General features: G+C 59.3%; 12 protein-coding genes. 10 read left to right on the top strand and 2 right to left on the bottom strand.

Annotated elements, in window-relative coordinates:
* Positions 1-183: 183 nt before the first annotated feature.
* The gene (gene metJ, locus RE418_RS06940) at positions 184-501 is read left to right on the top strand and encodes a met regulon transcriptional regulator MetJ (RefSeq protein ID WP_006317756.1); all 318 of its coding nucleotides are present in this window, start codon (positions 184-186) and stop codon (positions 499-501) included.
* 77 nt (positions 502-578) lie between these two features.
* Here the strand turns inward: metJ and rpmE are convergent, their stop codons facing one another.
* Positions 579-794 (bottom strand): 50S ribosomal protein L31, encoded by a 216-nt coding sequence (gene rpmE, locus RE418_RS06935; protein ID WP_004931078.1) that lies wholly within the window; start codon positions 792-794, stop codon positions 579-581.
* A 200-nt stretch (positions 795-994) separates the two neighbouring features.
* Between rpmE and priA the strand changes: the two genes are divergently transcribed.
* The 7 genes from priA to rraA all read left to right on the top strand — a co-directional run bounded on the left by priA (position 995) and on the right by rraA (position 9,063).
* Positions 995-3,190, top strand: coding sequence for a primosomal protein N' (priA, locus tag RE418_RS06930; RefSeq protein WP_049205326.1), 2,196 nt, complete (start codon positions 995-997; stop codon positions 3,188-3,190).
* A gap of 291 nt (positions 3,191-3,481) precedes the next feature.
* Complete coding sequence (cytR, locus tag RE418_RS06925; protein WP_025304661.1) at positions 3,482-4,510, top strand: DNA-binding transcriptional regulator CytR; 1,029 nt, start codon at positions 3,482-3,484, stop codon at positions 4,508-4,510.
* A 65-nt stretch (positions 4,511-4,575) separates the two neighbouring features.
* Positions 4,576-5,508: a cell division protein FtsN gene (ftsN, locus tag RE418_RS06920; protein ID WP_049209114.1), complete on the top strand. Its 933-nt coding sequence runs from the start codon at positions 4,576-4,578 to the stop codon at positions 5,506-5,508.
* Positions 5,509-5,610: 102 nt separating this feature from the next.
* Positions 5,611-6,141 (top strand): ATP-dependent protease subunit HslV, encoded by a 531-nt coding sequence (hslV, locus tag RE418_RS06915; protein WP_004931085.1) that lies wholly within the window; start codon positions 5,611-5,613, stop codon positions 6,139-6,141.
* 12 nt (positions 6,142-6,153) lie between these two features.
* Entirely contained in the window at positions 6,154-7,488 is a 1,335-nt protein-coding gene (gene hslU / locus RE418_RS06910) for an HslU--HslV peptidase ATPase subunit (RefSeq protein ID WP_025304663.1), read from the top strand.
* Between the two features lie 96 nt (positions 7,489-7,584).
* Positions 7,585-8,502, top strand: coding sequence for a 1,4-dihydroxy-2-naphthoate polyprenyltransferase (locus tag RE418_RS06905; RefSeq protein ID WP_015379416.1), 918 nt, complete (start codon positions 7,585-7,587; stop codon positions 8,500-8,502).
* A gap of 75 nt (positions 8,503-8,577) precedes the next feature.
* Positions 8,578-9,063, top strand: coding sequence for a ribonuclease E activity regulator RraA (rraA, locus tag RE418_RS06900; protein WP_004931090.1), 486 nt, complete (start codon positions 8,578-8,580; stop codon positions 9,061-9,063).
* Between the two features lie 60 nt (positions 9,064-9,123).
* On the opposite strand, the gene zapB is transcribed toward rraA, so the two are convergent.
* Positions 9,124-9,363, bottom strand: a complete 240-nt coding sequence (gene zapB / locus RE418_RS06895; RefSeq protein WP_004931092.1) for a septal ring assembly protein ZapB — start codon at positions 9,361-9,363, stop codon at positions 9,124-9,126.
* A 524-nt stretch (positions 9,364-9,887) separates the two neighbouring features.
* Here zapB and RE418_RS06890 point away from each other — a divergent pair.
* Positions 9,888-10,733, top strand: coding sequence for an MIP/aquaporin family protein (locus RE418_RS06890; RefSeq protein WP_004931095.1), 846 nt, complete (start codon positions 9,888-9,890; stop codon positions 10,731-10,733).
* Positions 10,734-10,775: 42 nt separating this feature from the next.
* Positions 10,776-12,284, top strand: coding sequence for a glycerol kinase GlpK (glpK, locus tag RE418_RS06885; protein ID WP_025304664.1), 1,509 nt, complete (start codon positions 10,776-10,778; stop codon positions 12,282-12,284).
* Positions 12,285-12,290 lie beyond the last annotated feature (6 nt).

The following is a 12,290-nucleotide window of genomic DNA, read 5'->3' as shown; positions in this document are numbered from 1 at the left end:
CGCTAAAATTATGCCGATATGACATGACGATAAGATGTTAAACGGCAATGCCTGACCGAAGCGGGGCATTCAGTGACCCTGGTCGCGTAAAATTGACATTTATTTAGTGAGAACAGTGAAGATCGGGCATAATTGGCCGGTTTTTAGAATTTTGTAATTTTTCTGACAAAGTTAAGGTGTCCCATGGCTGAGTGGAACGGCGAGTATGTCAGCCCTTACGCTGAACACGGTAAAAAAAGCGAGCAAGTCAAAAAGATCACGGTATCCATTCCGCTGAAGGTCCTGAAAATCCTCACCGACGAACGGACCCGTCGCCAGGTGAACAACCTGCGCCACGCCACCAACAGCGAACTGCTGTGCGAAGCGTTTCTGCATGCCTTTACCGGCCAGCCGCTGCCGAACGATGAAGACCTGCGCAAAGAGCGCAGCGATGAAATCCCGGAAGCCGCAAAAGTGTTGATGCGCGAACTGGGTGTCGATCCCGATACCTGGGAATATTGAGAACCGCCCGGCGAACGCCGGCGGCAGAAACGAAAAAAGGCGCCCAAGGCGCCTTTTTCATCGGACGATAAGAAATCTTATTTCTTAGCGCCTGGTACGCTGAAACGCTTGTTGAAGCGGTCAACGCGGCCACCGGTAGCAACGTCACGCTGCTTGCCAGTGTAGAACGGGTGGCATGCGCCACAAACGTCCAGGTTCAGATCGTGGCCCACGGTGGAGCGGATCTTCATCACGTTACCGCAAGAGCAGTTAGCAGTAACTTCTTCGTATTTTGGGTGGATACCTTGTTTCATGGGAAACCTCAGTTAAGGCCGTGTCGCTATCCAGCCCTGTTTCGCCAGACACCACACGTGGTTGATAATAGAATTTTGGTATCGAATTATACCAAAGGCGGCAAATTATACAGCATTAGCCGAGGCGCGCAATCGGAACCGTACATTTGCCGATGCGCCGTGTAAACTGATGCCCACTTTTTTTCAATTTGGATGAGATCATGCCCGTCGTACACGTTGCCTTACCGGTCCCCCTCGCCCGCACCTTCGACTATCTGCTGCCGCCCGGCATGCAGCCGGTGGCCGGCGCGCGCGTGGGCGTGCCCTGGGGCAGGCAGCATGCGATCGGCATCGTCACCGGCTGCAGCGACACCAGCGAACTGCCGCTGGATAAGCTCAAACCGATCGACAGCGTGATAGACGCCGAGTCGCTGTTCTCCCCCAGCCTGTGGCGCATTCTGCGCTGGGCCAGCGATTACTATCACTACCCCATCGGCGAAGTGCTGTTTCACGCGCTGCCGATCCTGCTGCGGCAAGGCAAACCGGCCGAAGCCGCGCCGCTGTGGCAGTGGTTCGCCACCGAAGAGGGGCGCGCCACCCCGCCCGAAAGCCTGAAACGCGCGCCGAAACAGCAGCAGGCGCTGGCGGCGCTGCTGCAACGCCCGGTCTATCGCCATCAGGTAAGCCAGCTGGAGCTGACGGAAAGCGCCCTGCAGGCGCTGCGCGCCAAAGGGCTGATCGATCTGCGCGCTCAGGTCGCGGATACGCACGACTGGCGCCCCAACTTCGCGGTGCTCGGCGAGCGGCTGCGGCTGAACACCGAACAGGCTACCGCCGTCGGGGCGATCAGAAGCGAGGATGAGCAGTTCGCCGCCTGGCTGCTGGCCGGGGTGACCGGCTCCGGCAAGACCGAGGTGTACCTCAGCGTGCTGGAAAACGTACTGGCCAAAGGCCGACAGGCGCTGGTGCTGGTGCCGGAAATCGGCCTGACGCCGCAAACCATCGCCCGCTTTCGCGAGCGCTTCAACGCGCCGGTGGACGTGCTGCACTCCGGACTGAACGACAGCGAGCGGCTGGCGGTTTGGCTGCGCGCGCGCAGCGGCGAAGCCGCCATCGTCATCGGCACCCGTTCGGCGCTGTTCACGCCATTCCGGCAGTTGGGCGTGATCATCATCGACGAAGAGCACGACAGCTCTTATAAACAGCAGGAAGGCTGGCGCTACCACGCCCGCGATCTGGCGGTGTTCCGCGCCCGGGAAGAAGACATCCCGATGGTGATGGGCTCCGCCACGCCGGCACTGGAAACGCTGCACAACGTGCAACTGGGCAAATATCGCCAGTTGAAGCTCACCCAGCGCGCGGGCAACGCCAAACCGGCGGCGCAGCACCTGATCGATCTGAAAGGGCTGCCGCTGAAGGTCGGCCTGTCGCAACCGCTTTTGAAAAGCATGCAGCACCATTTAAAAGCCGGCAACCAGGTGATGCTGTTCCTCAACCGCCGCGGTTACGCTCCGGCGCTGCTGTGCCACGAGTGCGGTTGGATCGCCGAGTGCCAGCGCTGCGATCACTACTACACCTTCCACCAGCATCAGCGTCAGCTGCGCTGCCACCACTGCGACAGCCAGCGACCGGTGCCGCACCAGTGCCCACAGTGCGGCTCCACCCATCTGGTGTCGGTCGGCGTCGGCACCGAACAGCTGGAGCATGAGCTGGCGCCGCTGTTCCCCGACACGCCGATCACCCGCATCGATCGTGACACCACCAGCCGCAAAGGATCGCTGGAGCAACACCTGGCGGATATTCATCGCGGCGAAGCGCGCATTCTGATCGGCACACAGATGCTCGCCAAAGGCCACCATTTTCCCGACGTCACGCTGGTGGCGTTGCTGGACGTGGACGGCGCGCTGTTCTCCGCCGACTTCCGCTCCGCCGAGCGTTTCGCTCAGCTGTATACCCAGGTCTCCGGGCGTGCCGGCCGCGCGGGCAAACAGGGTGAAGTGCTGCTGCAAACCCACCATCCGGAGCACCCGCTGCTGCAGGTGCTGCTGCAACAGGGTTACGACGCCTTCGCCAAACAGACGCTGGCGGAGCGCAACAGCGTGTTTCTGCCGCCTTACACCAGCCACATCATCGTGCGCGCCGAAGATCACGACAACCAGCAGGCCCCGTTGTTCTTGCAGCAGCTGCGCAATCTGTTGGAAGCCAGCCCGCTGAAGGACGACTCGCTGTGGGTGATGGGCCCGGTGCCGGCGCTGCAGTCGAAACGCGGCGGCCGTTTCCGCTGGCAGCTGTTGCTGCAACATCCGACGCGGCGCGTCCTGCAACAGCTGATGAAAAGCTCGCTGCCGCTGATCGGCACTCTGCCGCAAACGCGCAAGGTGAAATGGACGCTGGATGTCGATCCGATCGACAGCTGATCCCGGAAAAGTCCGATTTAGCTGCGGCAGTGCAAACGTTTACCCTTGAAATTGCGAGCGAACGCTAAAAAACCTTCTCAGGTCACATTTTTTATGCAAATTAGGTAACAAAGGCGGGGCGTATTCTGTTTAGAATGTCTGCGAGGGCAAATTTTGTCGCCACATCGCAGCGCGACGGAGTGCCCGAACGCGAGTGGCGCTCAATGACAACAATCCCGCCACCGCATGCCGGACATTGTGAGCAAACAGCAGTAGTGGCGTCGGCATGGGGCTGACGCAAGGAGAAAGGCGTTGGAACACAAGAAAGAGTTATCCATGGCGACCATGAAAGACGTCGCCGAAATGGCGGGCGTTTCAACGGCTACCGTATCGCGTGCGCTGATGAACCCGGAAAAGGTGTCGACGCCAACGCGCCAGAAAGTAGAACAGGCCGTGCTGGCCGTGGGTTATTCTCCTCATGCTCTGTCACGCAATATCAAACGCAACGAATCTCGCACTATCCTGGTGATCGTGCCCGACATCTGCGATCCGTTTTTCGCCGATGTGATCCAGGGGATCGAACAGACCGCCGCCCAACAAGGCTATCTGGTGCTGATCGGCGACTGCGCGCAGCAAAACCAGCAAGAACGCACCTTCGTCAATCTGATCATCACCAAACAGATCGACGGCATGCTGCTGCTGGGCTCTAACCTGCCGTTCGACGCCAGCAAGGAAGAGCAGCGCAACCTGCCGCCGATGGTGATGGCCAACGAGTTCGCGCCCGAGCTGGAACTGCCGACGGTGCATATCGACAACCTGACCGCCGCCTTTGAAGCCGTGCATTATTTGCATCAACTGGGCCACCGGCAGATCGCCTGCGTCGCCGGGCCGGAACAGATGCCGCTGAGCCATTATCGGCTACAGGGTTACGTTCAAGCGCTACGTCGTAATGGCATTACCGTCGAAAGCAGCTATATTACCCGGGGTGATTTTACCTACGAAGCCGGCGCGCAAGCGCTGACCCAGCTGATGGCTCAGCCGAAACCGCCGACGGCGGTGTTCTGCCACAGCGATGTCATGGCAATCGGCGTGCTGTCCCAGGCGAAGAAAATGGGGCTGCGGGTACCGCAGGATCTGTCGATCGTCGGCTTTGACGACCTCAAGCTGGCGCAGTATTGCGATCCGCCGCTGACCACGGTGGCGCAGCCGCGTTTCCAGATAGGCCAACAGGCGATGTTATTGCTGTTGGAGCAGTTGAACGGCCAGACGGTGGCCAGCGGCTCCCGGCTGTTGGACAGTGAATTGATTATCAGAGGCAGCACCGCTGCCCCGAAACGCTAGTCAAATATTTTAGGGTTCAGTAACATGACGGACTTATCCTCTCATCAGGACACAGCGGAATAATAGTGGCACAAAAAGACTATGTAAGCCGTGGGCGCGCAGCAGGAGCTAAGCGTAAAACCCCCAGCCGTAAAAAACGCAGTTCTCCGAAGGTTTCCAAAACCGTGCTGGCGTTAGCCGCCGCGTTGCTGGTTATCTTTGTCGGTGGCCTCTATTTCATTACCCACAACAAGCCGGAAGACGCGCCGTTGTTGCCTGCGCACACCACGCGCCCCGGCAACGGCCTGCCGCCGAAGCCGGAAGAGCGCTGGCGCTACATCAAAGAGCTGGAAAACCGGCAGATCGGCGTGCAAACACCGACCGAACCGACGGCCGGCGGCGAGCTCAATTCCAAAACTCAGCTGACCGCCGAACAGCGGCAGTTGCTGGAGCAGATGCAGGCCGACATGCAGCAGCGCCCGACGCAGCTGAACGAAGTGCCGTATAACGATCCGGGCCAGGTCAACGCGCGCAGTAACCGCCAGCAGCAGATGCAACAACAGCAAATGCAACAGCAGCCGGTACAGCAACAGCAGCAGGTTACCCAGGCGCCGCGCAACCCGTTCAACAACGGAGCCACCACCGCGCCGGTGCAGCAGCACCAGCAACCGAAGCCGGTCACCCCACCGCCGGTGCAGGCGAAACAACCTGAGCCGAAGCCGCAACCGAAGCCGGAGCCGAAACCGGAAGTGAAACAGGAAACGGCCAAGCAGGAAACCAAGCCGGAATCGAAACAGAAGTGGATGGTGCAATGCGGTTCGTTCCGCGCCACCGATCAGGCTGAATCCGTGCGTGCACGCCTGGCGTTCGAAGGCATCGAGAGCCGCATCACCGCCGGCGGCGGCTGGAATCGCGTGGTGCTCGGCCCCTACAGCAGCCGCGCAGCAGCGGATAAAACCCTTTCACGCCTGAAGGGCGTCGGCATGTCGAGTTGCATTCCCCTCTCCGTTGGGGGTTGAAAAGCGTCAATCCCCCCCCATCTATACTCTCAATATGCCTCGTAGCGTCTGCGAAAGCAGGCGCTGCGGGGACTTCTTTCCGTCTTTAACGAGGGTCTGCTCGTGACAACAATTGTAAGCGTACGCCGCAACGGCCAGGTCGTCATCGGTGGTGATGGCCAGGCAACCCTGGGTAATACGGTGATGAAGGGTAACGTCAAGAAAGTGCGTCGCCTGTATAACGACAAAGTGATCGCCGGTTTCGCCGGTGGCACCGCTGACGCCTTCACGCTGTTTGAACTGTTTGAACGCAAACTGGAAATGCATCAGGGCCACCTGGTGAAAGCCGCCGTGGAGCTGGCGAAAGATTGGCGCACCGACCGCATGTTGCGCAAGCTCGAAGCGCTGCTGGCAGTCGCTGATGAAACCGCTTCGCTGATCATCACCGGCAACGGCGATGTGGTGCAGCCGGAAAACGATCTGATCGCCATCGGTTCCGGCGGCCCGTACGCTCAGGCCGCCGCCCGCGCCATGTTGGAAAATACCGAGCTGAGCGCCCGCGATATCGTTGAGAAATCCCTCAACATCGCCGGTGACATCTGTATTTACACCAACCATTTCCACACCATTGAAGAATTGCCTTCCAAAGCGTAAGGATCGAATACCATGTCTGAAATGACCCCGCGCGAGATCGTCAGCGAACTGGACAGCTATATCATTGGCCAAAACAAGGCCAAACGCGCTGTCGCCATTGCCCTGCGCAACCGCTGGCGCCGGATGCAGCTCAACGAGATGCTGCGCCACGAAGTGACCCCGAAAAACATTCTGATGATCGGCCCGACCGGCGTCGGTAAAACCGAAATCGCCCGTCGTCTGGCGAAGCTGGCCAACGCGCCGTTCATCAAGGTTGAAGCCACCAAGTTCACCGAAGTGGGCTATGTGGGCAAAGAAGTGGATTCCATCATCCGCGATCTGACCGATGCTGCCATCAAAATGGTGCGTATGCAGTCGATCGAGAAAAACCGTACCCGTGCCGAAGAGTTGGCCGAAGAGCGCATTCTCGACGTGCTGATCCCGCCGGCCAAGAACAACTGGGGCCAGCCGGAAGAGCATCAGGAGCCGTCCGCCGCCCGCCAGGCATTCCGCAAGAAGCTGCGCGAAGGCCAGCTGGATGACAAAGAGATCGAAATCGATCTGGCCGCCGCGCCAATGGGCGTGGAAATCATGGCGCCTCCGGGCATGGAAGAGATGACCAACCAGCTGCAGTCGATGTTCCAGAACCTCGGCGGACAGAAGCAAAAACCGCGCAAGGTGAAGATCAAAGAAGCCTTCAAGCTGCTGGTGGAAGAAGAAGCCGCCAAGCTGGTGAACCCGGAAGAGCTGAAAGAGCAGGCGATCGAAGCGGTTGAACAGCACGGCATCGTATTTATCGATGAGATCGACAAAATCTGTAAGCGCGGCGGCCAGAGCTCCGGCCCGGACGTCTCGCGCGAAGGCGTGCAACGCGATCTGCTGCCGCTGGTGGAAGGCTGCACCGTATCCACCAAGCACGGTATGGTGAAGACCGACCACATCCTGTTCATCGCTTCCGGTGCGTTCCAGACCGCCAACCCGTCGGATCTGATCCCAGAACTACAGGGCCGTCTGCCGATCCGCGTTGAGCTGCAGGCGCTGACTACCGAAGACTTCGAGCGCATCCTGACCGAGCCGAGCGCATCGCTGACCGAACAGTACAAAGCGCTGATGGGCACCGAAGGCGTCAATATCGAGTTCACCGCCGACGGCATCCGCCGCATCGCCGAAGCCGCGTGGCAGGTCAACGAAAGCACCGAGAACATCGGCGCGCGTCGTCTGCACACCGTGCTGGAGCGTCTGATGGAAGATATTTCCTACGATGCGAGTGAAATTAATGGCCAATCCATTACAATTGATGCGGATTACGTGCGCAGTCATCTGGATGAACTGGTGGCGGATGAAGATTTGAGTCGTTTTATCCTATAATCGCTCAATCATTGTCTTGTCAGTCATCTGTGTGGGAGGCATTGCCTCCCACAATTATTTCTAACGGACACCGCAACTTACTGACAGAAGCGAAACATGAGCTCATCAACCTCCACCACCCCGATTTCCGCCTGGCTGGAAAGTCTACGCCCCCGCACCCTGCCGTTGGCCTTTGCCTCCATCGTGGTCGGCTCGGCGATCGCCGCCTGGCACGGCAGCCTGAAACCTGAAGTGGCGCTGCTGGCGCTGTTGACCGCCGGTCTGCTGCAGATCCTCTCCAACCTGGCGAACGACTACGGCGATGCGGTCAAAGGCAGCGACAAAGAAGATCGCATCGGGCCATTGCGCGGCATGCAAAAAGGCATGATCACCCAGGCGCAGATGAAGCGGGCGCTGGTGGTGACAGTGGTGCTGATCGCCCTCGCCGGCTGTTCGCTGATCGCCGTCGCCTGCGAGCAACCCAGCGACGTGGTGGGCTTCCTGGTGCTGGGCGGGCTGTCTATCGTGGCGGCGATCACTTACACCGTCGGCAACAAACCCTACGGGTATTTGGGGCTGGGCGACATCTCGGTGCTGGTGTTCTTCGGCTGGCTGAGCGTGGCCGGCACCTACTATTTGCAAACGCACACCTTCGACAGCGTCGTGATGCTGCCGGCCACCGCCTGCGGCCTGCTGGCGACGGCGGTGCTCAACATCAACAATCTGCGCGATATCGAGAGCGATCGCGAAAACGGCAAGAATACGCTGGCGGTGCGTCTCGGCCCGCACAAGGCGCGCATTTACCATGCCCTGCTGCTCGGCGGCGCGGTGCTGTGTTTCGCGCTGTTCACGCTGTTCAACCTCCACAGTCCGTGGGGTTGGCTGTTCGTGCTGGCGATCCCGCTGCTGGTGCGCCACGGCCTGCGCGTGCTGCGCGATCCGACGCCGGTCGGCATGCGGCCGATGCTGGAGCACATGGTCAAGGCGGCGTTGCTGGCCAACCTGCTGTTCGCCATCGGCGTGGCGCTCAGTTAAAAACTGATGATTTTGCCAACAGGGCGAATAAAGGGATATACTGAACATTCCTGCGGCAAACAGACGTAAAATCCTATGAAATACGATACTTCCGAACTTTGCGACATCTATCATGAAGAGGTGAACGTTGTTGAACCTCTGTTCTCCAATTTTGGCGGGCGTACTTCATTTGGCGGGCAGATCACCACGGTGAAATGCTTTGAGGATAACGGCCTGTTATTCGATCTGCTTGAAGAAAACGGCCGCGGCCGCGTGCTGTTGGTCGACGGCGGCGGTTCGGTTCGCCGGGCGCTGATCAACGCCGAACTGGCGCGCCTGGCCGCCCAGAACGAATGGGAAGGCATCGTGGTGTACGGCGCGGTGCGCCAGGTGGACGATCTGGAAGAGCTCGACATCGGCATTCAGGCGATGGCGGCGATCCCGGCGGGTGCTGTAAGCGAAGGCGTGGGCGAAAGCGATATCCGCGTCAACTTCGGTGGCGTCACCTTCTTCTCCGGCGATCACCTGTATGCCGACAACACCGGCATCATCCTCTCCGAAGACCCGCTCGACATCGAGTGATTTTCGGACATGAAAAAGGGCGCCTGAGGCGCCCTTTTCGTTGCTGCATGGCGTGAGGAATCAGACCTCTTCCATTTTGCCCAGCAGCGCGCGCAGGCGATCTTGCCATACGTGCTGTTCTTCTTTCAGCTGTTGGTTTTCGCGCACCAGCGCTTCGTGGTTGCCGGAGGCAGCCTGAACTTCCTGCGACAGAGAGTTGTTTTTGTCTTTCAGCTCTTCAATTTCCATCTGCAACAAGGTGATGGTATCAATCGCCTGCTGTACTTTTGCTTCCAGTTTCTCAAATACTTCAAATGACATGCTTCAGTCCCCTCATGATAGCAAGGCGTACATCTATAAGTAGCGGCCGCAACGTCGGCTGCAGCTACTGCGAATATTGCATCGCGCTCAGTGACGCGCGCCGTTACGGAAGGCGCGCCAGTCTCGATTCGTTAAAAACGATTGTAAGTAGCCAGTCTCCGCCTGTCTAGCAACATACCGGATCATCGCGCAGTCTGTTGCAATTTTCCTGCCCTCACCATCAGTAAAAACTGAAAATCCCCACCATCATCGCCGCGAGTTGTTAACAGCCCTCACCAAAGCACTGGTCAGATCACACTTTTATGGCTCAGAAAGAACACTAAACGACGCGAAATCGCTCAATTTTATGACGTGCCACACACATTTTGATTTCGCTATTTCTCGTTTATGTTCGTTAACGATAAATTTACATCACGTCCTCATTCAATAATTGGACGAGATGAAAAAAACTGTGCCCATAGGCCGGATCTCTACCCAACTGAGCCTATAAACCAACAACCGCCGTTTTGCAGGACACCAACATTATGAGCCAAACCACCAGTCCGACATTAAAAGGCCAGTGCATCGCCGAGTTCCTCGGCACGGCGCTGCTGATCTTCTTTGGCGTAGGCTGCGTTGCCGCACTGAAACTGGCGGGCGCCAGCTTCGGCCAGTGGGAAATCAGCATCATTTGGGGCCTCGGCGTCGCCATGGCCATCTATCTGACCGCCGCCATTTCCGGCGCGCATCTCAACCCGGCGGTCACCCTCGCCCTGTGGCTGTTCGCCTGCTTCGACGGGCGCAAAGTGGTGCCTTACATCATTGCGCAGATCGCCGGCGCCTTCTGCGCCGCCGCCCTGGTTTACGGGCTGTACTACAACCTGTTCTTCGACTTCGAAGCGGCGCACCACATGGTGCGCGGCAGCAACGAAAGCCTCGAACTGGCCGGCATCTTCTCGACTTACCCTAACGCGCACATCTCCGTCGGCCAGGCCTTCCTGGTAGAAATGGTGATCGCGGCAATCCTGATGTGCCTGATCCTGGCGCTGACCGACGACGGCAACGGCATTCCGCGCGGCCCGCTGGCACCGCTGCTGATCGGTATTCTGATTGCCGTGATCGGCGCCTCCATGGGACCATTGACCGGCTTTGCGTTGAACCCGGCGCGTGACTTCGGCCCGAAACTGTTCGCCTACCTGGCCGGCTGGGGCAAAGTCGCCTTCACCGGCGCACGCGACATCCCATACTTCCTGGTGCCGATCTTCGCTCCTATCGTCGGCTGTGGCCTGGGCGCTTTCGGTTACCGCGCGCTGATTGGCCGCCACCTGCCGTGCGACGTCTGCGTGACGGAAGAAGAGCCCGACGCCAAGACCCAGCAGCGCAAAGCGTGATGGGTGCAGTTTTACACGGTTAACAACAGCAGGATAATTACCATGACTGTAGAAAAAAAATACATTGTCGCACTCGACCAAGGGACCACCAGCTCACGCGCCGTCGTGCTCGATCACGACGCCAACATCGTTGCGGTATCGCAGCGCGAATTCCCGCAGATCTATCCAAAGGCCGGCTGGGTTGAGCACGACCCGATGGAAATCTGGGCGTCGCAAAGCTCGACGTTGGTAGAAGTGCTGGCGAAAGCCGACATCAATTCCGATCAGATCGCCGGCATCGGCATCACCAACCAGCGCGAAACCACCATCGTCTGGGAAAAAGAGACCGGCAAGCCGGTCTACAACGCCATCGTCTGGCAGTGCCGCCGCACCGCCGACATCTGTGAGAAGCTCAAACGCGACGGCCTGGAAGAGTACATCCGTCACAACACCGGCCTGGTGGTTGACCCGTACTTCTCCGGCACCAAGGTGAAGTGGATCCTGGACAACGTCGAAGGCGCCCGCGAGCGCGCCAAACGCGGCGAACTGCTGTTCGGCACCGTCGATACCTGGCTGGTGTGGAAGATGACCCAGGGGCGCGTACACGTCACCGATTACACCAACGCCTCACGTACCATGATGTTCAACATCCACGAGCTGGACTGGGACGAGCGCATGCTGGAAGTGCTGGATATCCCGCGCGCCATGCTGCCGAAAGTCCGTCCTTCCTCCGAGGTATACGGCCAGACCAACATCGGCGGTAAGGGCGGCACGCGTATTCCTATCGCCGGTATCGCCGGTGACCAGCAAGCGGCATTGTACGGCCAGCTGTGCGTTCAACCGGGCATGGCGAAGAACACCTACGGCACCGGCTGCTTCCTGCTGATGAACACCGGCAAAGAAGCGGTGCGTTCGAAAAACGGCCTGCTGACCACCATCGCCTGCGGCCCACGCGGCGAAGTGAACTATGCGCTGGAAGGCGCGGTGTTCATCGGCGGTGCGTCTATCCAGTGGCTGCGCGACGAGCTGAAACTGATCAGCGACGCCGCCGACTCCGAATATTTCGCCACCAAAGTGAAAGACAGCAACGGCGTCTACGTGGTGCCGGCCTTCACCGGCCTGGGCGCGCCCTACTGGGATCCGTATGCCCGCGGCGCCATCTTTGGCCTGACCCGCGGCGCCAACAGCAACCACATCATCCGCGCCACGCTGGAATCCATCGCCTTCCAGACTCGCGACGTGCTGGATGCCATGCAGGCCGACGCCAACACCCGCCTGCAATCGCTGCGCGTGGACGGCGGCGCGGTCGCCAACAACTTCCTGATGCAGTTCCAGTCCGATATCCTCGGCACCCGCGTAGAGCGCCCTGAAGTGCGTGAATCGACGGCGTTGGGCGCCGCGTTCCTGGCGGGCCTGGCCATCGGCTACTGGAACGATCTGGATGAGGTGAAGAGCAAAGCGGTGATTGAGCGCGAATTCCGCCCAAGCATCGAAACCACCGAACGCAACTACCGCTACAGCGGCTGGAAAAAAGCGGTGGCACGCGCGCAGGCGTGGGAAGATCACGACTAAACCCAG

Origin of the sequence: Serratia sp. szju (assembly GCF_044594185.1) — a bacterium.
GTDB classification, from domain to species: Bacteria; Pseudomonadota; Gammaproteobacteria; order Enterobacterales; family Enterobacteriaceae; genus Serratia; species Serratia bockelmannii.
Note: the sequence above shows the minus strand (reverse complement) of the source record. Positions and strands in the feature narration are given on the sequence as shown.

Bases quoted from the DNA above. Each gene is read 5' to 3' on its own strand.
- metJ (WP_006317756.1), top strand. From the start codon at position 184: ATGGCTGAGTGGAACGGCGAGTATGTCAGCCCTTACGCTGAACACGGT.
- rpmE (WP_004931078.1), bottom strand. From the start codon at position 794: ATGAAACAAGGTATCCACCCAAAATACGAAGAAGTTACTGCTAACTGC.
- priA (WP_049205326.1), top strand. From the start codon at position 995: ATGCCCGTCGTACACGTTGCCTTACCGGTCCCCCTCGCCCGCACCTTC.
- hslU (WP_025304663.1), top strand. From the start codon at position 6,154: ATGTCTGAAATGACCCCGCGCGAGATCGTCAGCGAACTGGACAGCTAT.
- RE418_RS06905 (WP_015379416.1), top strand. From the start codon at position 7,585: ATGAGCTCATCAACCTCCACCACCCCGATTTCCGCCTGGCTGGAAAGT.
- rraA (WP_004931090.1), top strand. From the start codon at position 8,578: ATGAAATACGATACTTCCGAACTTTGCGACATCTATCATGAAGAGGTG.
- zapB (WP_004931092.1), bottom strand. From the start codon at position 9,363: ATGTCATTTGAAGTATTTGAGAAACTGGAAGCAAAAGTACAGCAGGCG.
- RE418_RS06890 (WP_004931095.1), top strand. From the start codon at position 9,888: ATGAGCCAAACCACCAGTCCGACATTAAAAGGCCAGTGCATCGCCGAG.
- glpK (WP_025304664.1), top strand. From the start codon at position 10,776: ATGACTGTAGAAAAAAAATACATTGTCGCACTCGACCAAGGGACCACC.